20 protein-coding genes, 1 tRNA gene and 3 pseudogenes are annotated in these 22,947 nt (G+C 56.0%); 12 read left to right on the top strand and 12 right to left on the bottom strand.

All coding sequences use genetic code 11. From position 1 onward, the window contains the following. Positions 1-2: 2 nt before the first annotated feature. The 11 genes from nifU to nifH form a co-directional block, all read right to left on the bottom strand. Positions 3-875: a Fe-S cluster assembly protein NifU gene (gene nifU / locus ACL2XQ_RS12650; RefSeq protein ID WP_410014903.1), complete on the bottom strand. Its 873-nt coding sequence runs from the start codon at positions 873-875 to the stop codon at positions 3-5. A gap of 68 nt (positions 876-943) precedes the next feature. Further along, a complete protein-coding gene (locus ACL2XQ_RS12645; protein WP_413722948.1) occupies positions 944-1,264 on the bottom strand; it encodes a hypothetical protein in 321 nt (106 codons plus the stop codon). Positions 1,265-1,434: 170 nt separating this feature from the next. After that, positions 1,435-1,890, bottom strand: a complete 456-nt coding sequence (locus ACL2XQ_RS12640) for a NifB/NifX family molybdenum-iron cluster-binding protein (protein ID WP_410014901.1) — start codon at positions 1,888-1,890, stop codon at positions 1,435-1,437. Next, positions 1,887-3,266, bottom strand: a complete 1,380-nt coding sequence (nifN, locus tag ACL2XQ_RS12635) for a nitrogenase iron-molybdenum cofactor biosynthesis protein NifN (RefSeq protein ID WP_410014900.1) — start codon at positions 3,264-3,266, stop codon at positions 1,887-1,889. Before nifN ends, ACL2XQ_RS12640 begins: the two co-directional genes overlap by 4 nt. A 10-nt stretch (positions 3,267-3,276) precedes the next feature. Continuing rightward, positions 3,277-4,659, bottom strand: a complete 1,383-nt coding sequence (gene nifE, locus ACL2XQ_RS12630; protein ID WP_410014899.1) for a nitrogenase iron-molybdenum cofactor biosynthesis protein NifE — start codon at positions 4,657-4,659, stop codon at positions 3,277-3,279. A gap of 163 nt (positions 4,660-4,822) precedes the next feature. After that, entirely contained in the window at positions 4,823-6,439 is a 1,617-nt protein-coding gene (locus ACL2XQ_RS12625) for a carboxylesterase/lipase family protein (protein ID WP_413740440.1), read from the bottom strand. Positions 6,440-6,704: 265 nt separating this feature from the next. Then, positions 6,705-7,382, bottom strand: coding sequence for a NifB/NifX family molybdenum-iron cluster-binding protein (locus tag ACL2XQ_RS12620; RefSeq protein WP_413740439.1), 678 nt, complete (start codon positions 7,380-7,382; stop codon positions 6,705-6,707). 24 nt (positions 7,383-7,406) lie between these two features. Continuing rightward, positions 7,407-7,622: a putative nitrogen fixation protein NifT gene (gene nifT / locus ACL2XQ_RS12615; protein WP_410014896.1), complete on the bottom strand. Its 216-nt coding sequence runs from the start codon at positions 7,620-7,622 to the stop codon at positions 7,407-7,409. Positions 7,623-7,670: 48 nt separating this feature from the next. After that, complete coding sequence (nifK, locus tag ACL2XQ_RS12610) at positions 7,671-9,242, bottom strand: nitrogenase molybdenum-iron protein subunit beta (RefSeq protein ID WP_413740438.1); 1,572 nt, start codon at positions 9,240-9,242, stop codon at positions 7,671-7,673. A gap of 62 nt (positions 9,243-9,304) precedes the next feature. Next, a complete protein-coding gene (nifD, locus tag ACL2XQ_RS12605; RefSeq protein WP_410014894.1) occupies positions 9,305-10,753 on the bottom strand; it encodes a nitrogenase molybdenum-iron protein alpha chain in 1,449 nt (482 codons plus the stop codon). Positions 10,754-10,828: 75 nt separating this feature from the next. Continuing rightward, complete coding sequence (nifH, locus tag ACL2XQ_RS12600) at positions 10,829-11,713, bottom strand: nitrogenase iron protein (protein WP_410014893.1); 885 nt, start codon at positions 11,711-11,713, stop codon at positions 10,829-10,831. Positions 11,714-12,119: 406 nt separating this feature from the next. Between nifH and ACL2XQ_RS12595 the strand changes: the two genes are divergently transcribed. Together ACL2XQ_RS12595 and ACL2XQ_RS12590 are read left to right on the top strand one after the other, a co-directional pair. Continuing rightward, positions 12,120-12,195, top strand: a tRNA-Asn gene (locus tag ACL2XQ_RS12595). A gap of 199 nt (positions 12,196-12,394) precedes the next feature. Next, a pseudogene (locus tag ACL2XQ_RS12590) lies at positions 12,395-13,192 on the top strand (tyrosine-type recombinase/integrase); the annotation flags it as partial. A 120-nt stretch (positions 13,193-13,312) separates the two neighbouring features. Here the strand turns inward: ACL2XQ_RS12590 and ACL2XQ_RS12585 are convergent. Further along, positions 13,313-14,236, bottom strand: coding sequence for a LysR family transcriptional regulator (locus ACL2XQ_RS12585; RefSeq protein ID WP_410014836.1), 924 nt, complete (start codon positions 14,234-14,236; stop codon positions 13,313-13,315). 243 nt (positions 14,237-14,479) lie between these two features. Here ACL2XQ_RS12585 and ACL2XQ_RS12580 point away from each other — a divergent pair, with 243 nt between their 5' ends. From ACL2XQ_RS12580 to ACL2XQ_RS12535, 10 genes and pseudogenes are all read left to right on the top strand, one after another. Then, positions 14,480-15,367 carry an NmrA family NAD(P)-binding protein gene (locus ACL2XQ_RS12580; protein ID WP_413740437.1) on the top strand — a complete coding sequence of 296 codons (888 nt, stop codon included), beginning with the start codon at positions 14,480-14,482 and terminating at the stop codon, positions 15,365-15,367. Continuing rightward, entirely contained in the window at positions 15,364-16,056 is a 693-nt protein-coding gene (locus ACL2XQ_RS12575; protein ID WP_413740436.1) for an SDR family NAD(P)-dependent oxidoreductase, read from the top strand. Before ACL2XQ_RS12580 ends, ACL2XQ_RS12575 begins: the two co-directional genes overlap by 4 nt. 448 nt (positions 16,057-16,504) lie before the next feature. Then, a pseudogene (gene tnpB, locus ACL2XQ_RS12570) lies at positions 16,505-16,780 on the top strand (IS66 family insertion sequence element accessory protein TnpB); the annotation flags it as partial. Next, positions 16,781-16,963 (top strand): annotated as a pseudogene (locus ACL2XQ_RS12565) (IS66 family transposase); the annotation flags it as partial. Further along, positions 16,961-17,194 (top strand): TrbM/KikA/MpfK family conjugal transfer protein, encoded by a 234-nt coding sequence (locus ACL2XQ_RS12560; RefSeq protein ID WP_410016809.1) that lies wholly within the window; start codon positions 16,961-16,963, stop codon positions 17,192-17,194. The pseudogene ACL2XQ_RS12565 and the gene ACL2XQ_RS12560, both read left to right, overlap by 3 nt. Before the next feature lie 87 nt (positions 17,195-17,281). Next, positions 17,282-17,554, top strand: coding sequence for an antitoxin (locus ACL2XQ_RS12555; protein ID WP_410014833.1), 273 nt, complete (start codon positions 17,282-17,284; stop codon positions 17,552-17,554). Then, positions 17,554-17,928: a type II toxin-antitoxin system PemK/MazF family toxin gene (locus tag ACL2XQ_RS12550; RefSeq protein ID WP_413722955.1), complete on the top strand. Its 375-nt coding sequence runs from the start codon at positions 17,554-17,556 to the stop codon at positions 17,926-17,928. Before ACL2XQ_RS12555 ends, ACL2XQ_RS12550 begins: the two co-directional genes overlap by 1 nt. A gap of 426 nt (positions 17,929-18,354) precedes the next feature. After that, a complete protein-coding gene (tnpA, locus tag ACL2XQ_RS12545; RefSeq protein WP_410014831.1) occupies positions 18,355-18,519 on the top strand; it encodes an IS66 family insertion sequence element accessory protein TnpA in 165 nt (54 codons plus the stop codon). Positions 18,520-19,118: 599 nt separating this feature from the next. After that, positions 19,119-20,147: an L-threonine 3-dehydrogenase gene (gene tdh / locus ACL2XQ_RS12540; protein ID WP_413740435.1), complete on the top strand. Its 1,029-nt coding sequence runs from the start codon at positions 19,119-19,121 to the stop codon at positions 20,145-20,147. Positions 20,148-20,217: 70 nt separating this feature from the next. After that, complete coding sequence (locus tag ACL2XQ_RS12535; RefSeq protein WP_413740434.1) at positions 20,218-22,635, top strand: GNAT family N-acetyltransferase; 2,418 nt, start codon at positions 20,218-20,220, stop codon at positions 22,633-22,635. The last annotated feature ends 312 nt before the right edge of the window (positions 22,636-22,947 follow it).

The following is a 22,947-nucleotide window of genomic DNA, read 5'->3' as shown; positions in this document are numbered from 1 at the left end:
CCTCATTCAACTTCGCTGGTGGAGACCGTGGCCGGGTCGGCCACCACGTGCATAAACCGGCCCAGGCGTTCGATAAGCTTCTGCTGCAGCCAGGCCAGGGTCATATCGGTCATCATGCAACCGCTGCAACTGCCGGACAGCGAGACGGTCACCTGTTTATCGTTCACGCTCAGCAGGCGCATATCGCCGCCGTCGGCCTGGATGTGCGGACGCAGGCCGGCGATGACCTCTTCCACCGCCAGCCAGTTTTCATCGCGGGGCTGCGGCTGCGGCGCGGGCTTGCCTACGGCCTGCGCCACTGCCGGCCTGGCGCTCAATATCTGCTCGAGGGTCTGCTCGATTTTTTCATGGCAGGAGGTACAGCCGCCGCCGGCCTTGGTGTAGTTGATCACATCCTCAAGGGTGGTGAGGCCGTTTTCCAGCACCGCGCGACGGATATGGCCTTCGTCGACGCCGAAACACTTGCAGATAAGCGCGCCTTCTTCGTGATCGGCGTCCGGCGCCTCGCCCCTGAACTGGGCGATGGCGGCGCGCAGCGCTTCCTGCCCCATCACCGAGCAGTGCATTTTTTCCGGCGGCAGGCCGTCGAGGTAATCGGCAATCTGCTTATTGGTCAGCTGCGCCGCGTCCGTCAGGGTGCGGCCGATAATCAGTTCGGTCAGGGCCGAGGAAGAGGCGATGGCGCTGCCGCAGCCGAAGGTCTGGAAACCCGCCTCCTCGATAATTTCCGTCTCGGGGTCGACGCGAAGCATCAGGCGCAGGGCGTCGCCGCAGCTCAGCGAACCGACGTCGCCTATGGCGTTCGCCTGCTCGACGACTTTGGCATTGCGCGGATGAAAAAAATGATCTTTAACTTTTTCTGAATAATTCCACATACATTTTTCTCCAGTTCACGGGGCGATGCTTGGCGATACCCCGGGTGAATGCCTTAGCTGAATGCCGGTTATGATGCGCAGGTCTGGTGGTCGCACTGGCAGGCCGACGCCTGAAGATCTATCCAGAGTCCCGGCTCGCCGTCCCGGGCGCCCGCCGCGAGCGTCGCGCCCTGCAGATAGGGCCAGTGCGTAACGGCCGCCAGCAGCACCAATCCCTGATACTCGACGCGATACTCCTCCTCCCGCTGCGCCGCGCTCCACTCCAGGGAAACCCGCCAGCCCTGGCAGGCATCGCCCTCAAGCCAAAGGCGCAGGCCGGCACAGGGCGCGGTCAATTGCCGGCGCAATAAAAGCAGCTGTTGCAGGGCTTCCGCTTCAATCTGAATCATGATGTCGCTCCGCGTGGGGGGTACTTAATCATGAGCAAATGTGATGCCAGTCACATCTTTATCGTTATTTCAATAAGATAGCGCCGCGCGGCGCACTAAAAACCCCGAACATGTCGGGGTTGGTTGTCGGTTTTGTCAGGGAATTGACACAAATCAGCGCTGTTCCCGCGCTACTCTTCCTCCCAGCGGCTCTCCTGCCGGAAACGCTCGAAGCGCCTGGGATCGCGTTTTTCCTGATGGCGCTGTACCGTCGGCGCATCCCAGTTTTGCTGGATTTCCGTCAGCAGATGGACGATGGAGGTGGCGGCGGGCACGCTCACCGCCCGTACCCCGACGCGCAGCAGCTGCCGGAACACGCTTTCGCCCACCGCCACGCAGTACAGCGAGAGGCAACCCTCCAGCGCCGCGATACGACAGCCCAGCTTATCCAGGTCATGTCCGGGCTGGACGATAAAATCCGTGACCTGCAGCAGCGTCACCCGATCGGGTTTGACGCCGTAAATCGCCAGCCGGGGCGTCGAGCCGAAATGCTGGTTGACCTGGTGCAGGTCGGTGCTGGCGAACGCGACCCGCAGCGCCCAGTCGGAGGCGGTGGTCACCGTAAGATTGCGCTGGAAGTTGTTCATACGCCGGCGTCCTGTGCAAGTGAGACGGCAGGAAATTGCTGTTTCAGCGGCGAGTGGTACACCGGCTGATGATGATGGCGATGGCGCATCAGGTTGCCCAGTTCGAACAGGGTGTCGCGGATGCCGGCATACCCCTGCCGGGTGCGGCGAAATTCGCCCAGGCGGTCGTAGAGGGGGAAACCGGTGCGCACCAGCGGCATGTCCAGGCGCTCAGCCAGGGAGGCTGCGTGGGAGTTGGCAAAAATCATGTCGGCGGGGGTCTCGGCCAGCAGATCCGCCAAATCCTCCAGATCGCCGATGATGACTTTTTCCACCGGCAGCGCGGCCAGCCCGGGCTGGTTGACCGGCGCCACCGCGTTCACCACGCTCATGCCCTGGCTGACGGCGAAATCGCACCAGCCGCGCAGCAAATCCGCCTCGGCGGCCACCGCCATGCGCCCGCCCTGCAGCTCGCCGTGGCAATCGATCATCGCGTCCAGCATCTGCCCGCGCTGCCGCTCTATCCAGGCCGGCACCTCGCGACCGGAAATCTGGTGCAGCTGTCCGATAAACGCATCCATATGCGCAAGCGTCATCAGATGCGGCAAACGCACGCAGATGCCGCGTCCGCGCGGCTCAATCAGCGCGGCCACGCGGGTGAGCGAAACGCCGATCACAAAGGTGGCGACGCTTTGTCCCAACTGTTCCATCAGGCGCAGCGGCGTGCCGCCCTGGGTCAGCGAGCTGTAATCGCCCGCCGCCAGATGTCCGTCCATGGACTGCGTCAGGTCGGGCAGGATCACCGGCTGCAGGCCGAAAGCCTCGACATAGCTGCGGATCAGTTCCTGATCGCCCGGGGTAAACATATGGCTCAGAAAAATATTCACCCGTTTACCGCGGATTCCGGCCGCGGGTTCAGCGGGCACCCACTGCTGCACCACGCTTTCCAGCAGCGCGGCATAGCCGTTTTCCATCGAGCCGTAAAAATCCGGCGTGCTGACGGTCAGGATGCCGACCTGCCGGTGCTTGGGATGGCTTGCGCGAAACAGCGCCACCGCCCGCCCCAAATCGCTGCCCTGCGCTTCCGACAGGCCGGTGCTGAGCAGGACGATAATGCGCGGCGTATTGCGCTCGCACAAGGTCTCCAGTGCGGTAAAAATATTGTCGTCGGCGCCCATGATGGTGGTGATCGGCTCCATGGCGGTGGATTGCAGCGGCACCGGCTCGTGGAAATGCTGGATAAAAAACACTTTGGCGAAAGCGCTGCAACCCTGGGCGCCGTGCACCAGCGGGATACAGCTTTCCAGCCCCATGGCGGCCAGGATGGCGCCCAGCGGCTGACCGCTCTTGATCGGGCTGGTGGCCAGCGGTTTTACCGAACGGACAACGTGCGTCATGATCTTCTCCTCAGGCTTTTATCTGCCAGGGCGCCGGCTGGTTAACCTGCGTCCAGACCGGGCTTTCCAGCGTGCGGCACACCGCCTCGGCCAGGTTAACCATGCCGCCGTAGCCGGCGAAGGCCTCTTCGCGCTCCTGGTTGATATCCAGGAACGGCAGCCGGGCTTTATAGGCGGTATACATATTCCTGCCGCCGGCGATCATCATGTCGGCGCGGAAACGATAGGCGGTATCCAGCAGCAGGCGCGGGTTGCCCTCGTCAAGCATCAGCGCGTCCTCCCCCATCAGGGCGCGGATGCGCGCCTTGTCCTCCTCGGTGGATTTGCGCGTGCCGGTGGCCACCACGTCCAGCCCCAAATCCTGCAATGCCGAGACCACCGACCAGGACTTAACGCCGCCCGTATACAGCAACACCCGCTTGCCGCGCAGCCGGTCGCGCCAGGGCTCAAGGCGCAGCTGGGTCGCCGCCTCCTCGCGCGCGATTAGCAGCTCGGTGCGCGCGGTGAGATCCGCATCGTCCAGCAGCTGCGCCAGCTGGCGCAGCGAGGCCGACATTTCACGCATGCCGTAAAAGCTGCCCTCGAACCAGGGCGTGTCGTACCGCTCCTCCAGCCTGCGCGCAACGTTAATCAGGGCGCGGGAGCAGACCAGCATATTGGCCTCGGCGCGGTGCATGGTCTGGATTTCAGCGAAACGCGCGTCGCCGGAAAGCGTGCACAGGACGCGCACGCCCAGCTCATCAAGCAGCGGCAGCACCTGCCAGAACTCGCCGGCGATATTGTATTCGCCGATAAGGCAGATGTTATGGCCGCGCGCCGCGGGCACCGGATAATCCGCCGGCCAGGGCGCGGGCTCGCGTTGCCCTACGACCTGGCGCAGCATCACATCGCCCGCGATGCGGTTGCCCAGGTTTTTGCTGCCGTAAAAACCGGCGGCGTCGACGGCCACGACCGGAATGCCGGCCGCCGCCGAAGCCGAGCGGCACACCGCCTCGATATCGTCGCCCTCCATGGCCGGCACGCAGGTGTTATAGATAAAGACCGCCGCGGGGTGGTAGCGCTCGGCGATATGCTTCACGGCGTGGAACAGCCGGCGCTCGCCGCGTCCCATGATCACATCCTGCTCGCTTAAATCGGTGGTGAAACCCAGCCGGTTAAGGGCCGGTCCCGAGCTGCGGCTGCCCCGGTTATCCCAGGAACTGCCGGCGCAGCCAATCGGCCCGTGCACCAGATGCGCCACGTCCGCCACCGGCAGCAGGGTAATCTGCGCGCCGTCAAAGGCGCAGCCGCCCGCGGTGGATCCCGGCTTGGGCGGTTTGCACCCGGTTTTATGCTTGCCGTTATGCTCGCAGGCAGGCTCCACGAACAGGGCGGCGATATCAGTATTTTTCATCAGGTTCTCTCCGTAACCGGCAATAGTCTTGCTATGACTCTGGTTTGCAAATCACGGGCCAGCGGCTACCCGCTGTTTTGAAAAGAATTTTTATTGTCGTGAACGCGACAAAACAGACAACCGGCCTGACAGGGGAATACCTGCCCGGCGACATAAGCTGCCCTCAGTAGCCCCTGGCGTTCCAGAATGCGCAGCGATGCCTGAGGGCGAAGTCCTCCACAAAACCGGTATGCTGTACGGCAAGCGCATAGGGCCGCGCGCCGTCGAATACCGGCCAGGCCGGCATAGCCGCGGGCTGGCCGGTATGGGCGAAGGTCCCCCACGCCTGCTGAATACGCGCGGCCAGGTCCTGCTGCCGGGCATCGAAGTCGCGCGGATCGGCCAGCGCCCAGGGCCGCTGGAAAACATAGGCGATTTCCGCGGCATGATAGGCTCCCATGGCCGGGGTAAACGGCGCGCGCGGCAATGACATCGGCGCGTGGGGATCGTCGAACTCGTAGGCGTAGAAGGCCGCCCGTCCGCCCAGCAGCCGGTGCATCGTCAGGATCGGACAGGCGAAGTGCGAGTCCGTGACAATATCGGCGAAAGCCTGATAGTACGACCGGGCGGCGACGTCCGCATACGTCTTCAGCACGGGGGCGATATCGCCGGGCAAAGCGCGCGCGACGGCGTCCTCATACCCCCGGCGGTGACTCATGGCAAAGGTAAACGCCTTGAAATTGGCGAACAGCCGCCCTTCGTCGCGGTTGCTGCCCATCAGCACCGGCACCGGTGCGCCCTTGCCCGCCGCAAACGCCTGGTAGGGCGGCTCAGGCAGCGCATCCCCTCCCGTCATCGGCGCCCAGCCATCCCTGCCGCTATTGCCGCGCCGATGGCTGGTCGCCTGGTAAAGCTTTTTCGCCGGCACGCGACGCAAACACGCCAGCGCGGTCCGCTCATCGCCGCAGCCCAGATCGCGCGCCATTACCAGCCCGCCGGCCTCCGCCTCCGCGCGCGGTAATGACGTGTCCGGCTGCGCGCAGCTGTCGCTTTGCAGGATCGCCCGCTGGAACAGCCCCCGCGATCCGGGCGACAGGAGATGAACGCAGGTGCTGAGCGCCCCGGCGGATTCACCGAACAGAGTGACGTTGTCCGCATCGCCGCCGAACGCGGCGATATTACGCTTTACCCAGCGCAGCGCGGCCTGCTGATCCAGCACGCCATAATTTCCCTCCCCCGGGCCCCGCAGCGCCGGATGCGCCAGGAAGCCCAGCGCGCCGGTGCGATAGTTGGGCGCGACGACGATCACGCCCTGCCGTTCCGCCAGGACGCTGGGGTCATATTGCCCGTTGGAGCCCAGTTCGAGCGCGCCGCCATAAATCCATACCATCACCGGGAAAACCCCGCCCTTGCCGGCATTATGCGGCGCGTAGATATTCAGCGTCAGGCAATCCTCGGCGCTATTGCCGGCCACCGGCAAGGCGGGCTGCGGACACGCCGGCCCGATGCGATCGGCGCTTCGCACCCCGCGCCAGGGGATCGCCGGCGCCGGCGGTGCGAAGCGCAGCTCCCCCACGGGCGGCGCCGCGAACGGAATCCCCAGGAAGGCTTGCCCGCGCGCCGAGACGACACCCCGCACCGGGCCGTCCGCGGTAGCAACAATCCTTGCGGATGCGGCGGGATCGTTGACGATTTGGGGCACTTTCCCCGGCATGTCCATGCAGCCGCACAGCATCCCCCCTAACAACGCCAGCCAGACGCGCCGCCAGATAAACGCGCCGTTACTTTTTTTACCGACCATCCCTTAGCCTCTTAATCGCCAGATACCATGAACAACAGCCCATCACCGTCGTCAGCGCTGAAACGCCCATCCTGACTATATTAGCCGCGGCGTTAAAGGATGGCCGCTTTTCACCCTACTTTCGTCAGGATAAAAAAAAACGGCGCCCACAGGGGCGCCTAAACGGACTGACGACGGGATTGGCCGGGGCGACGGCGAGCCCGCCGCGCCCCGCGCGCCCCTGTTATACCCCCGGGCCAAGCCTGCCGGGCAAGCCCGCGGGACGTCACAGCGAAAACTGGTGCTGCGCAAGAGGGTGGGTTTTTCCCAGGCGTTTCGCCAGCCAGGGCGGGATACGCCCCGCCAGCATGGCGCGCAACGCCTGTAATTGCTGTTCAATGGTCATCGGCGGCTTAATCTTGATGGGATGGATATTATTGCGGATCACGCGAGCGGCGGCCGGGCCGCCTATCGCCTCGCAAAACAGCAAATGACAATCGCTTAACATGCGCGCCCGCGCTTCGTTGCCTTCCTCCAGCGCGTCGGGATCGTCGCGATAACGCCTGACCTGTTGCAGGTAAGGCCCCCGATCGTCAAAAGCATAGATAAAAAACAGCTTGGCCTGGCCGAAATGGCCGTCGATCGCCAGGCCGTCGCCGGAGGCGAAGGCGGCGCGTAATTGCAACGGCTCCGCCCGCTCCGGCTGGGTGGTCAGATGCTGCGGCAGTTCTCCGGCCAGGCAAGACATCACCTGTTGCCACAGCGCCACCGTCGGCTGGCCGGCGCCGGCGGGAAACGCCCGCGCCAGTTGATCAAGGCTCAGCCGGGCCAGCCGCGCCGGCGTCAACGGCTGGACGGACGCCTTCTCCAGCCAGAGGATCATCTCCCGTGGGGGCAGCTGCGGCAGGGTCTGCGCCAGGGCGAATAGACGCCAGAATAAAGGATCGTCGGTTGCGACATTCATCGGTAGGCTCCTGTGGCCATGGGGTTATCCGGCATTTTTACTGGCGCGTAAACGCACCGGGAACGGCGGTTTCCCCGGCTGTGGAAAGATGTAATACGACTTGCCGCCCTCCAGCTCGAACATGCCGCCCCAGCAGGCGGCATCGTCAAATTCAATGCGCACGACCCGCGCCTCCAAATCCTGTTTGGCGATATAGCAGTACAGGTCGGCGCCTTTTTCACTGAATAACACACTCGGCATAGCGGCTTTCTCCCGTAGGGCGGCCCAGGACGCGCCTGGGCCGGTCGGTCAGCGGATCAGGTCGAAGTTATAATCGGTCTTGCCGATTTTCATGGTGTCGCGGTCCAGTTTTTCCAGGGTGGCGTTGACCAGGGTGGTCAATACCGTCATGGCGCCCTCGTAGCCCCAGGTGGCGATACGATGCAGATGATGCCGGTCGAAAATCGGGAAGCCGATGCGGATCAACGGCACTTCAAACTGCTCGCCCAAGGCCAGGGTATCGCGCTGGATAAACTTGCCGTAGGAATTGCCAATCATAAAATCCGGTTTGCGGGTAAACATCAGCGAACGGAAATGCCACAGATCGCAGTTGATATACACCTCGCTTTCCTGGCCGTAAGGCGACGCGGCCAGCACCTTCTTCAGCTCTTTCTGCCAGCGTTTATTGGCGTTATGGCACAGGATCACCGTCGGTTCGCAGCCCAGTTCCAGCAGGAACTTGGTCATGCCCATGACAAAATCCGGATCACCGTACAGGCCGTAGCTTTTACCGTGGATCCAGGTATGGGAGTCGAGCATCATATCCACCAGCCGGCCGCGCTCAAGCGTCAGGGCGTCCGGAATCGGTTTGCCGGTCAGCTGGCTTACGGTCATCAGCAGCCGGTCGGTGGCTTCAAGTCCCAGCGGCACATCCACCGGCGTGGCCGGCTGCTGCCAGTTCTCCTGCACCATTTTTTTGGTTTTCAGCAGGTGCCAGGGTTGCAGCAGCAGGGTATCGATGGCGTTCGGCGCGTCGCGCATTTCGTCCTGGGTAGTGCCGCCGGCATACATGCGGTATTCACCGTCCGCCGGGGTGTCCAGCACTTCGGAGGGATCGGACAGCAGGCTGTAGCCAACGCCCATCTGCTCCATCATGCGTTTCAGCACCCGGAAATTGCCGAGATAGGTTTCAAAACCGGTCACCAGGTTGATTTTGCCGTTACGGCCGGGCTGGTAATCCCGGGCGTCGGTTTTATCGGTATATTCGCGGGCGAAACCCTCGAACATATTATCCCAGCCGGTGATATGGCTGCCGATAAAGCTCGGGGTATGGGCATAAGGCACCGGTACCGCGGGGTCGATAAAGCCGTCTTTCTTGGCATTGGCGATAAAGGCGCTCAGGTCGTCGCCGATCACCTCCGCCATACAGGTGGTGGAGACGGCGATAGCCTGCGGCTTATACAGCGCATGGGCGTTCTGCAGGCCGGTATTCAGGTTGTTATTGCCGCCGAACACCGCCGCGTCCTCGGTCATCGAATCCGACACGCAGGCCACGGGTTCCTTAAAATGGCGGTTGAAATAGGTACGGAAATACGCCACGCAGCCCTGCGAGCCGTGCACATAGGGCAGCGTATGGGCGAAACCGAGCGAACAAAGCACCGCGCCCAGCGGCTGGCAGGCCTTGGCGGGGTCGATGGTCAGCGCCTCGCGCTTAAAATTCAGCTCCTGGTATTCCCGGGTGGTGGTCCACTCGAAGACTTCCTTGACCCGGGCTTCGCCGTGGGCCTCTTCCAGCTCGCGTTTGCTGGTAAACAGCGCCTGGTATTCCGCTTGCTCGAACAGCGGATAGCAGGCCTTGGTTTTTTCTACACTCTGACTCATGATTCTCTCCTCCCGCGCCACAAATCTGTGAACTGACGGGTTCAGGCTTCAGGCAAACAATCTCAGGCGGTTTTCAGCCAGGGCGCGGTCAACTGGGTCCAGCTCGGGTTATTCAGGGTCATGTCCATATCGCGGGCGAAGACGGCGAAACCGTCGTAACCGTGATAAGGGCCGGAATAATCCCAGGAATGCATCTGGCGGAACGGGAAACCCATTTTCTGGAAGATGTATTTTTCCTTGATGCCGGAGCCGATAAGATCCGGTTTCAGCGCCTTGATGATTTCCTCCAGCTCGTAACTGCTGGCGTCATCGAACAATAGCGTCCCTTTTTTCAGGTCCGGCAACGTGCGGTCATAGTCATCGTTATGGGCGAATTCATAGCCGCTGCCGATGATTTCCATCCCCAAATCCTCATACGCGCCGATCACATGGCGCGGGCGCAGGCCGCCGAGATACAGCAGCACGCGCTTGCCCGTAAGCCTGGGGCGGAATTTAGCGATAATGGCGTCGGTCTGGGCCTGGTATTTGGCGATAACCGCCTCGGTATTGGCCTGAATGGTCTCGTCGAACAGCGCGGCGATTTTGCGCAGGGACTCGGCAATCTTTGTCGGGCCGAAGAAGTTATATTCCATCCAGGGAATGCCGTATTTTTCTTCCATATGGCGCGAGATGTAGTTCATGGAGCGATAGCAGTGCACCAGGTTCAGCTTCACCTTGGGGGTATTTTCCATTTCCACCAGGGTGCCGTCGCCCGACCATTGCGCCACCACGCGCAGGCCGATTTCTTCCAGCAGGATCCTGGAGGCCCAGGCGTCGCCGCCGATATTGTAGTCGCCGATAATGGCGATATCGTAAGGGGTGGTTTCAAACGCTTCGTCATCGCGGTTGGATAAAATCCAGTCGCGCACCACGTCGTTGGCGATATGATGGCCCAGCGACTGCGATACCCCGCGAAACCCTTCGCACCGCACCGGCACGATCGGTTTATCGAGTTTTTTCTGCATTTCCCGCGCCACCGCCTCGATATCGTCGCCGATAAGGCCCACCGGGCACTCGGACTGGATGGAGATGCCTTTGGTCAACGGGAACAGGGTTTCCATTTCTTCAATCAGTTTGGTCAGCTTTTTGTCGCCGCCGAACACAATGTCTTTTTCCTGGAAATCCGAGGTAAAGTTCAGGGTGCCGAAGGCGTTGACGCCGCTGACGCCGGTATAGTAGTTGCGGCGGCCGGCGCGGGAATACTGGCCGCAGCCGATGGGGCCATGGGAGATATGGGCCATGTCCTTGATAGGTCCGAACACCACCCCTTTCGAGCCGGCGTAGGCGCAGCCGCGCACCGTCATCACGCCGGGCTGGGATTTACGGTTGGAAGTAATGCATTTGCCAACGCTTTCCATTTCCGGATCGCTCAGCATATAGTGCTTGGCACGCTCTTTGCGGGCTTTTTCAGGAAAGACTTCCAGAACTTCCTGAATCAGCGCCAGCGTTTGTTCGCCGGTTATATCGGTCATGGCGATGTCCTTACATAATAAATAGGATAGTGACCTAAGCCAGCCGTTGCCGGCTCAGGGCCCCGCGCGGCCGGATCAGGCTGACTGCGCTTCTTCCGCCGCGGTTTTGCCGATGATGGTTTCGTCTTCCACATCCATGATGCCGAATTCCATCAACAGTGCTTCCAGCTCGTCCATGGTGACCGGGGTGGGCACTATCATTTTTTTGTTGTCGACGATTTTGCGGGCAAGCGTGCGGTACTCTTCGGCCTGGCCGCAGGTTGGATCGTATTCGATGACCGTCATACGGCGGATTTCAGCCCGCTGCACGATGTTATGGCGCGGCACGAAGTGGATCATTTGCGTACCGAGCTTGTCCGCCAGCGCCATGATCAGCTCGTCTTCGCGATCGGTCTGGCGCGAGTTGCAGATCAGGCCGCCGAGGCGCACCTTGCCGGACTTGGCGTATTTGACGATGCCTTTGCAGATATTGTTGGCGGCGTACATCGCCATCATTTCGCCGGAGCAGACGATATAGATTTCCTGCGCCTTGTTTTCGCGGATCGGCATGGCGAACCCGCCGCAGACCACGTCGCCCAGCACATCGTAAAACACAAAATCCAGATCTTCCTCGTACGCGCCCTCTTCCTCCAGGAAGTTAATGGCGGTGATAACGCCGCGGCCGGCGCAGCCGACGCCCGGCTCAGGGCCGCCTGATTCGGCGCAGCGCACGCCGCGATAACCGATTTGCAAAACGTCTTCCAGCTCCAGATCTTCTACCGAGCCGACTTCGGCGGCCAGTTCCATAATGGTGTTCTGTGCTTTGGCATGCAGGATCAGACGGGTGGAATCCGCTTTGGGATCGCAGCCGATAATCATCACCTTTTTGCCAATCTCGGCCAGAGCGGCAACGAGATTTTGTGTCGTAGTGGATTTACCTATGCCACCTTTGCCATAAATGGCGCATTGACGGATAGCCATGTGCATTCTCCTGTTAGTCGGTTGACCCTTTCTATTAAGCAGGGAACGTACCAGAAGCCGTCATATTTCAACTCCATGAAATTGCAGAATATTTTTTTAATGAGAAGATTTATCGCCACCGGGTTATGAACAAAGTTCAAACCTTTTGTCATAAAGCAGACACAGCCGGTGCGCACAACGGTCGGCCGCGCGTCAGGTTGGCTTCGTCATTTCGTTATTAAAGGGAACAAACACGCCCCGCCTCTTGCCGCCCACGCGATAAACGAGCGGATAAGCTGCCGCGAATCAGCGAAAATTGTGCGGATTATCAGCAAACTGGCGATCTCCTGGCCATCCGGCGGGAAATGCTGAAAAGAACTTTGACAAAACGGGCCGGCGCCTTTAGTATTCGCCCCGTTCTCGCGATTCCTCTGTAGTTCAGTCGGTAGAACGGCGGACTGTTAATCCGTATGTCACTGGTTCGAGTCCAGTCAGAGGAGCCAAGATTTTAGAAAAGCCCGCTTCAGGGAACTGAAGCGGGCTTTTTGTTTTTCATGCAATGGCGCGAATTCCTATATAATTTTGAGGCGATAGGTTAACGTGAAAAATCTTCCCGATGCGTTTTCAGTTTTCCCTCTGCATCGGGAGAATTTAGTGGTCAGATTTAGGGTCATGTTGGTTCGATGACGGAGTGACCCCCAAATGTCTCTCAACGACACGAAAATCCGCAGTCTCAAGCCCTCTGATAAACCTTTCAAAATCTCCGATTCACACGGTTTGTATCTTTTGATCAATCCAGGCGGTTCACGTCTCTGGTATCTCAAGTACCGTATCAACGGTAAAGAATCCCGCCTTGGTTTAGGTGCTTATCCCGATGTATCTCTGTCTGGCGCACGGCAGCAACGCGACGGTATCCGCAAGTTGCTGGCGCAAAACATTAAACCCGCTCAGCAACGTATCGCCGAAAGGGCCGCCCGCTCGCCGGAAAAAGTCTTTGAGACCGCGGCACTGGGCTGGCATAAAAATAATAAGAAGTGGTCGCAGAATACCGCAGACCGCCTGCTTGCCAGCATGAGAAATCATATCTTTCCGGTAATTGGTCATCTGCCGGTAACAGAACTGAAACCCCGTCATTTCATCGATCTGCTGAAAGATATCGAGGCGAAAGATCTGCTGGAAGTCGCGTCCCGCACGAGGCAGCATCTCTGTAACGTCATGCGCTATGCCGTGCATCAGGGGTTAATAGAAAATAACCCGGCGGCGAATCTGGATGGCGTGACAGCCCCACCCGTTACGCGCCACTACCCTGCCCTGCCACTGGAGCGTCTGCCGGAACTGCTGGAACGCATTGATGACTATCAGCAGGGACGGGAATTAACCCATCTGGCCGTTCTGCTGACGCTTCACCGGTTTATCCGCTCCAGTGAACTGCGTTTTGCCCGATGGTCAGAGATTGATTTCAGAAACCGAATCTGGACCATTCCCGCCACCCGCGAAGCTTTTCTGCCATATTTGACATAGAGTTCAACAGCACGGATACGCTCTTCGAACGAATACATGGACTACCTCCAAAGCAGTCCAAGTTTCGTCCGCACTCCCCAACAGATGTGGTGTCCTTTGTCAGGATTGTGTAACAGGGCAAGCAACCACCGAAGAGACAAAATCCAGGAAAGCACGGGTTTTCGCCGGTAGATGATTGCGTGACGGATATAGTGCGTAAAGTGGAAAAAGTTCATCAGGCCATTCAGGGAACAGATTAACCAGTTTACCCTGTGCTAGTAGATGCTCAGCGCCCAACTCCATGACCTGTGCAATTCCATATCCTGCAAGACAGGCGCCATGCATAGTACCGACATTATTCACAATAAGCTGACCACTCAAATTCAGCGATTTTATCTCTTTACCACGTTGAAATTCCCAGGTAAAGAGTTTGCCCGTTTCGGGAGATCGAAACTGAATGCATGAGTGTTCGGGTAAAGCCAAATCATCAGGCGTCACTGGCTTTCCATGCTGCTTAATATATGCAGGTGAAGCAACCGTGAGAATACGGGTGTTTAGTAGTTTACGCGCTACTAACGTCGAGGATTTATGTTCACCAAAACGAATTGCCAGGTCAAACCCCTCTGCAACCAGATCGCCCAGCTCTTCACGAGTAGAAAGCTCAACCTGCAATTCAGGATATTGTTTTAGAAAACTTCCTAACCGAGGCCCAAGTATCAGTCTTGAAAAAAACGGATGCACATTGACCCGCAGGCGTCCGCGTACGGAAATACGACCATTGATCGCACAAGCTGCGGCCTCTTCCAGTCCGGCCAGTAACGGGGCGATTTGCTGATAGAAACGGTGCCCCTCATCAGTTAAAGATATTGCTCGGGTAGTACGTTCAAACAGACGGATACCAAGCCGACCTTCCAGCCGGACGATCGCACGACTTACGCCTGATGGGGACATATCCAATGCTTCAGCCGCAGCGGCAAAACTCCCACCATTTACCACAGCAGATAGTACGCCCATACCCTTTAACATGCGCTCGTCGAATGCCATTTTTTCTCCCTTTATTCTGACTGGTAAAGGCCTCGAACTCTATATAACCATGACATTTTGTCATGAGTTATCAGTTATTCATACCCTTTCGCGTTACATAATCCGGTGAGATCAATACCAATATACCGCCATAATTAATGACTTTTTGTCACTTCAAATGTGACATTGATGATATGGATTAACTAATTTTTGTACCGTAAACTTTCCACCATTCATTATTAATACACTCATAGAGGATCACCTATGTTCGTTATTACTGGTATTACTGGCCAGGTTGGCGGTGTGATTGCTCGCTTATTACTTTCAAAGAACCATGAAGTGCGTGCTGTTGTTCGCTCTGTGAAAAAGGGTCAGTACTGGGCCAGCCAGGGTTGTGATGTGGCGATTGCAGAAATGAATGATGCGGTAGCCCTGAGCAAAGCATTCACAAATGTTGAGGGTGTTTTCATTCTTTTACCGCCTAATTTTGACCCGTCTGCGGGTTTTCCAGAAAGTCGTGAAATCATTACTGCTTTACGTATCGCGCTGGAGGAAACTCGTCCTCAGAAGGTGGTGTGTTTATCCACCATTGGTGCACAGGCCACGCAGCCGAACTTGCTAACCCAACTGGGAATCATGGAAGACGTATTAGGCACATTACCACTGCCTACCGCATTCATTAGAGCTGCCTGGTTTATTGAAAATGCCGCATGGGATATCCCCTCAGCACAGGAGCAGGGAGAGATCCCGTCTTTTTTGCAACCGCTGGACCGGGCTATTCCTATGGTGGCTACTGCTGATGTTGGCTGCACTGCGGCTGCATTGTTGCAGGAAACATGGTCCGGAAAGCGGATCATTGAGCTTCGCGGACCAGAGAGTATCAGTCCAAACCAACTGGCCGCCAGCTTTACACGGCTATTGGGACGGAAGGTAAAAGCATATGCCGTACCTCGCTACGACTGGAATGCCCTGTTTCTTGCTCAGGGTATGCAAAACCCGTTACCAAGAATACAAATGCTTGATGGCTTCAATGCTGGCTGGATTACATTTTCAGGCAGTCAAACCGAGCAGCGGGTGGGGATACTTGGATTGGAAACCGTATTGAGCACATTGATTAAAAAACATTTTTCTGAACAACCGGAGATTTTATGAGTACGTCGGAAAATCAACCTACCGCATTAATTATTGGGGCCAGTCGTGGCCTGGGGCTGGGGTTAACTGAACGCTTTCTGGAACGTGGCTGGCAAGTCATTGCTACTGAACGTGAGGGCTTAACCCGCCCTGAACTGCGTCAGCTCGCCGCGCGCGACTCACATTTGTCTGTTGAAACACTTGATATGAACAGCGATGAGTCACTTGAAGAATTGTATACTCGCCTGGCAGGAAAAACGCTGGATCTGCTGATGGTGAACGCCGGAACGGTGGGCTCTCCTGATGAATCTTTCGCTCAGCGGCTACTAACAGTAATGCGCACCAATGTCGTAGGTGCAATGTCTGCCTTACGCATTCTGTCACCGACGGTCCGGGCCGGCGGTGTGGTCGCCGTTATGTCATCAGAACTGGCAAGTATTGCGGCGAATACGCAGGGTGGATGGGAACCTTATCGTTCCAGTAAATCGGCGCTGAATCAGTCACTGCGCAGTTTTATCGCAGAAAACCCGCAGACACCTTGGTCATTGACGGCGGTAGCGCCCGGTTGGGTACGTACTGAAATGGGTGGTCCTGATGCGCTACTGGATATCGAAACCAGTACACGCGGCGTAACAGAAATGCTGATGACCCGTTTTAACCAGCGTGGTATCGCTTTCCTTAATTACCAGGGCAAAACGCTGGAATGGTGAGTCATCAGCGCCATTAATGGCGTTGGCAGTTCATTACACTTTAAAGCTGAGGAACACTATGTCGACCCCTTCTTCCGACAATACTGCATTATCTGCACAACGGACCGTAGCAGAGAGTTTGCCGGACCGCGCTACCGCGCGCACCTAGCTGGCAATGCTTGCGCTAGCCGTCGGCTGTTTTACCTTTGTGAGTTCTGAGATGTTGCCCATCGGGCTACTTGGCCCGATTTCCGACAGCATCCATAGCCGGTCACACCCCGCCCGCCCCCACGCTTTTACCTGTCCATATCACCGAAAATCCCGTGACGCCTGCTGCCCCGCAGAGATCTCCGCTGGAGCACCCCTGTTCCTGTGAAATCACATTTCCCCGGGGACGGATGATGTTGACGTCACCTTCGGCCGAGTTGCTGACCGTCCTGGTTCGTGAGTTCATGCAAGGCCCGCAATCATGATCGGCTTACCGGCGGGCACCCGTATCTGGCTGGTCGCCGGCCAGACTGACATGCGAAAGGGCTTTCAGGGCCTGGCCGGCCAAGTCGTGTCCGCCCTCCGGGAAGATCCATTGTCCGGCCATGTCTTTGTCTTCCGGGGGAAACGAGGCAACCTGATAAAGGTCCTGTGGTCAACCGGTGACGGCCTGTGCCTGCAGGCAAAACGCCTTGAGCGCGGCCGCTTGGTCTGGCCGCAGGTCAAGGAGGGTAAAGTCTTCCTGACGCAAGCCAAAAGCGCCTTCAAGGTGATAAAAACCCGGCGTAAAAAGAAAGCCTGCGCCCGCTGCGATGTCATCGTCCAGGCGCCGGCGCCGTCGCGTCCCATCGAGCGCGGCATCGCCGGACCGGGCCTGCTGGCGCGCGTGATGACGGCGAAATACGCCGGGCACTTGCCGCTATATCGCCTGTCGGAAATGTCATCTTCTGTGATGGCCGCTGATGCCTGTGAAGTCGTTTTATGTATGTACGGTAAAACGACGGGAAACGGCGGAGGAAGTCAAGGTCATCCCGCTGAACGCTCTTTCTTTCATATCGTAAAAAAGAACAAACACGGTTTTATCCCCAGCCATACAGCCGATGCCCGTAAAGCATTTTTGCTCGAATGCGAATCAGCGGACCCGGAAATTATCAGCCTAATCATCAGCTAATTTCCGATGATGAAATGTGTGACTTTATGAGATTTTATGCTAGAGTGCATATGAGATAAAGTTACACTGATAGCTTAGGAGAAAACTATGTCACTTACTCGTTTACGCCAGCAGGGGGGCGCCGTGGTTCTTACAATCCCTAGCGATATCGCCACTGATATGGGATGGCAAGTAGGTATAAAACTCGATGTAAAAGCTTCCGGGGACACGATCAGCATTAAACCGGCAGGCAGGGTAGCGCGCGGTCGCAAATCGCTCGCAACGTTGTTGCAGGGCATTGATGAGGAAGAAGTACGTGCGTTCAACGAAGCATCTTATGACGAGCTGAATTCTCATCCGGTCGGTAAAGAGGTGATTTAATGGTTCGCAGAAGAAGCGCCCCGGCGAAGGGTGAAATTTGGCATGCGAGCGGCGATCCGGTCAGCGGAAGAGAGTTTAAAGGCCCGCATTTTTACCTGATTATCACTGAGCAGGCGCTTAACAAAAAGTTGGGTACGGCTATTTGTGTACCTATCACCGGTGGTGGCGGGTTGGCTCGATCAGAAGCGGTTACCGTTTATTTTGATGGTGCAAGTACCGATACCGGCAAGATTACCGGTGTAGCGCTATGTTATCAGGTTCGATCCTTAGACCTGATTGAGCGTCAGGCAAAATATGCTGCAACGGCCGAATCTAGTATCGTTGACGAGGTTTTGGCAAAAGTTATTGATATTCTGGACCCTCAACTGAATTAATCTCAGCCAGAATATATCCCATTATAATACAATTTCCTCAGGCATCCACCTGGGGAAGCATGCATCTTCCACTGATTTAAGTGGGTTGCGCAACATCATGCCGCTGCCTAGCTTGTAAATGGCGCGTTCCACCGGAAGCGGTCATGTTTACTGCCTTGATCTGTCTTTATGGGAACGATTATGTGCTTTCACATACCCTATTCCAATCTTCGCTACGTGGTGGTCACTTTGGGGGTCTTGATAAGAGCAGTGTCCTGCTTTATATTATTTATTAGCCACTTACTGACAACGGCGATCCTAGTCAGAGGAGCCAAGATTTTAGAAAAGCCCGCGTCAGGGATGACCTGACGCGGGCTTTTTGTTTTTGATTTAGTAGCGATTTCGCGTAAGGGATCGGGCATATCGCCTCGCTGATAGATAGTCGCTATGAAATATTCATTTCACTCATTTACCAGCGTGAATTCAATCATGATAAAGCGGCACACCCGGACTGAACAGCAGCAGCATATTGATGCTTGGCAACACCGCGGATTAACTAAACAGCCTTATTGTGAACAGCAGGGTATGACATTCAGTAATTTTTATTGTTAGGTTCATATCTGGCAATGTTATGGATAAAAATTACCGCAGTGGGACCAACCGCAAAATACTTCCCCCACTCCATGCGCCTAACACAGTATTTTTCAACTGATTTATATAAGAAATTCGGTGATTTCATAAAAAGAAATCTATAAATCGCTAATTTCATCCCTGACAATGCAGCGTATTGGTGTCAAAAAATTATTTAGTTATCAAACGCGCCGTCGGAGATATGGATTTTCATGCCTTGAGGGCTAAATCAATTTTATATAGCAATATATTTCAATGGATTAAACTAATCTTCCTATTGAGCTCTACCATGAAGAAACCACCTGTAAATATACATAATTAGTATTATATACTGAGATAAATGGAAAGGACCCATTACAGCGCAAGGCAAGAGGAAGAAGTTGATAATAGAAAATGACGTTCTAGTTTTTAGAATTGGCGATGCTGATCAAGAACCACATGACATATATTTGCTACAAAACATATCCATTGCATCACAAAATCCACCAGCCTATTTAAAGCAACATAATGTTGCGATATTCGACAGCGGTAGTTTCAAAAAAATATGTCCCTTGTATCACAATGACTGTAGGAGACAGTATATGCGAGCGTTAGTTAAAGCAAATCCTCGCGCTGGGCTCTGGTTACAGGACGTACCGATCCCACAAGTTCGCGATGATGAGGTGCTGATCAAGATCCGCAAGACCGGTATTTGCGGAACGGATCTGCATATATGGAACTGGGACGAATGGGCCCAAAAAACGGTACCCGTTCCTCTGGTAACAGGCCATGAATATGCCGGAGAAGTTGTAGAAGTAGGCCGTAATGTCACGCAAATAAGCATTGGCCAGCGCGTCAGCGGTGAGGGACATCTTGTCGATCTCGGTTGCACCGCAGCCAGGGCAGGAAATTTTCATCTGGATCCTCATAGCTTGTCAGTAGGAGTAAACCACCCCGGTGCCTTTGCGGATTATCTGGCGCTGCCTGCATTCAATGTTATTGCTCTCCCCGATGAGATTGACGATGAACTGGGGGCTATTCTCGACCCGCTTGGTAATGCGGTTCATGTCGCTCTGTCATTTGATTTGGTGGGCAACGATGTATTGATCATGGGTGCGGGGCCTATTGGGATAATGGCGGCCGCGGTTGCGCGATTTGTCGGCGCGCATCGTATATTCATCGCCGATATCAATGCCGAGCGCCTAGCGCTTGCGAACCGGATAGTCGACGCGATTACCCTGGATCCGGACAACACGTCGTTAACAGAAGTTGCTCAGCGTTACGGTTTGTCTGATGGATTCCCTATCGGTTTTGAAATGAGTGGTAGTAATGAAGCGCTGGAATCCTTAATCGGTGCCATGACTTCCGGTGGCCAGATAGCCTGTCTGGGATTGCCTACGCGTAAAGTGACATTGGATTGGAATACAGTAGTTTGCAAGAGCCTGCGTATCAAAGGGGTTTATGGGCGAGAAATGTTCGAGACCTGGCGCAAGACCCTCAACATGCTACAAAGCGGTTTGAACGTTAGGGATATCATCACTCACCGCTTGCCTGTCGATGACTTCCACGCAGGTTTCCAGGCGATGCAAGCAGGGACAGCCGGCAAGGTTATTTTGAATTGGTCTACTTAAGGACAGAGTCGTTACGGCTCTGTTTGTCAGAAAAATTATTTGCCAGTCCGATAAGCCAACGGAGGTTGCGATGACCATTACCCTTGATATTATCAATACCGTTAAAGACCTGGATCCGGCTGAGTATCGCGCGTTTTTTCTTCAAAGCAAGGCGCCCATGTTTTACGATCTGCGATTTCTTATCGCGGCTGAGCAGTCACCCTTGTTAAATGTCAGTAAAATCTTCTATGTGCTGGCGCGGGAGGAAAGGCGGCTGGTTGCGCTGGTCCCGATTTATCTGCAAGACTTTAAGTCTGTTGATCCGTTAGGGTTATTAGTTTCCTCCGCTAAGCTCTCGATAATACCTGAAGAGCGCGGACTGTTCAGTCATATCATGCATTGTACGGACACCACAATCCCGATGTTGGGCGATGCCCCTAGTCTGTATGCCCTAATATTCGATGCTCTTACGAGTATCGCACTGGCTGAGAAGGCGCGCTATTTCTGTTTTCTCAATGTGCAGGATGGCGTGCTTCTGCGTGAAGCTCAACGTTATGGGCTGAATATAAATTACATGGTGGATAAATATACACTCGAACTGGATGCTTTTGCGGATTTTGACAGTTTTGTGCAGGCTTTGCCAAAGGACGGGCGTCATGAAATGGTACGCCAGCTTCGTATCTTTAAACGCGGCGGTGCGCGAGTTCGAATACTGGCTCCTCCCTTTGATAATGAAATTGAGAAACTGGCCCGGTTGTGTTATTTGACAACCAAACGGCTGGGGACGCCGCATTATTGGCCAGAAGCACAATTGGCTGTTTTTTGCCGTCTTTGCGGCGATCTGGTTCGCCTTAGCGTCGTAGAACAGAACGGGCAAATTGTCAGCGGCATTATCTGCTTCGAGGAAGACGGAACTCTCCATGCCTGGTCGGCCGGCATGGATTACGAGCAATCCGAATTCAGCCCTTATACCCTGGCCTTCGCTGCCTTGTACCGCTATGCATTCGAAAGCGGAATTAATCTTATCGAGGGCGGCCGCTTGAATGCCCGCATCAAGACTCGCTTAGGATTGAAACCGAAACGGCTGTATTCCATCGTCAGCCAGGACTTGGGGATACCCGCCGCTACGCAGACTTCTGTGTCTCGACTGAAGCTGGCATCGCAACTGGATGGCGAGGTTCGTCTTGCTTCGCATCCCGCCTTTGATGAGTGGTACCTCACCAGTACCTGGAACGGTCGAGGCCCAACGCGTAGACCTGCCGGAATAGTACGCGCCGCGACTGAGGCCGATGTGATTCGCGCGATTGCATTTGCCAAGGAGCGAGGCATGGAAGTGAGCGTGCGTGGAAATGGGCATAACTACGCCGGTTGTTTTCTTCGCTTTGATTCGCTGATGTTGGACGTTTCCGGCTTGAAGGGACTTGATATCGATAGCCGGCGCAAGCGCGCCATCGTTGAACCTGGGGTCAGTAGCGGCCAATTGAGTCATGCACTGGCGGCTAAAGGTTTGGCTTTTCCCACAGGGCATGTAAAAGAAGTGGGTATCAGCGGATTCCTGTTGGGTGGAGGGCTTGGGATCAACTGCAGCCAATGGGGAGGAATGAGCGTGTTCAACGTACAAGCCCTGGACATTGTCACCGCGGACGGTCGTCTACGACATGTTTCCGAAACCCAGGAGCCAGACTTGTTCTGGGCCGCTCGTGGCGCCGGGCCCTGTTCGTTTTTTGTCGTGACCCGCTTTTACCTCAGTTGCTACTCGTTGCCTCGGGCAATAACCAACAGCTTATACACGCTACCTTTCACGCATTTGCACGATTTATTGGCGGGACTTGACGTCGCATCTCCCCCTGCAAATCTTCAGGTGACGCTGTCTGTCAGCCCCACGACGACGGGTGGCATACCGGCAGTGCAGTTAAATATCTTGGCGTTCGCCGCTAGCCCGCAAGAAGCGCAGGCGCTACGCGAATCTTTTGAAGCCAGCCTGGAACTGCCGCTCACAGCCTTGGCCATCGACCAGCCCTCAAACTTCGAGGCCATTTACGAGCAGTTCAACGGCATGGTGTTATCAAAAAGGTTTTGTGCCGACAATATCCTTACAGATAACACGCAGGAATTGGTTTCCATTCTATCCCGGTATTTATCAGGCGCGCCTTCTCGGAGTACCCTTACAGCGATTCTCTGGCGGGGTGTGACCACCTATCCGCAAGCCGCATTTTCGGCACAGGGCAAGTTTTTTGTATCCACATACGCCCAATGGAACGATGCAAAAGATGACAATATCAATCGATATTGGTTAAAACAGATGTATGACGAGCTTCAGGAGATTGCCCGTAGCAGTTATATCAACGAGTACGATCTTGAGACAAGGGCGGCCGAGACCAGCAGGTGCTTCGCCGCTGAAAATTGGGAACGATTGCAAAGGCTCAGGCTTGAATACGACCCTGACGGCGTATTTGTTGACGTGCAACAATTGGGGGAGCATGGCGATCTGCCAGGAGCGAAAAACTAAATGGAATGTCGTCGCCTTGGTTCGCCGCGATGGCGTGGCTGATAAAAAGGGGTTTGCAACGCCCTATCGGCGTGTACATCAGCGCCGCCCGGTCGCCACCGCTGTCCGAGCCCATGAACAAATACGCGGGAGGCGCCCAGGCCTCCCCCGGCCGTATTTATTTCAGCGCAATGCGCGCGACACTATCATTCATGCGTTATTGGGGATGCTGATCCGAGTATTTTTCTGACAGCTGCCTTTCTGAATAAATGTGACTTATATCACCTTTTTTCGATCCTGATCCGGTCCCTGAAAATGTGACCCCTCTCCATC

Origin of the sequence: Sodalis sp. RH14, from assembly GCF_047324285.1 — a bacterium.
GTDB lineage: Bacteria > Pseudomonadota > Gammaproteobacteria > Enterobacterales > Enterobacteriaceae > Acerihabitans.
This window is presented reverse-complemented; position numbering and strand designations above follow the sequence as displayed.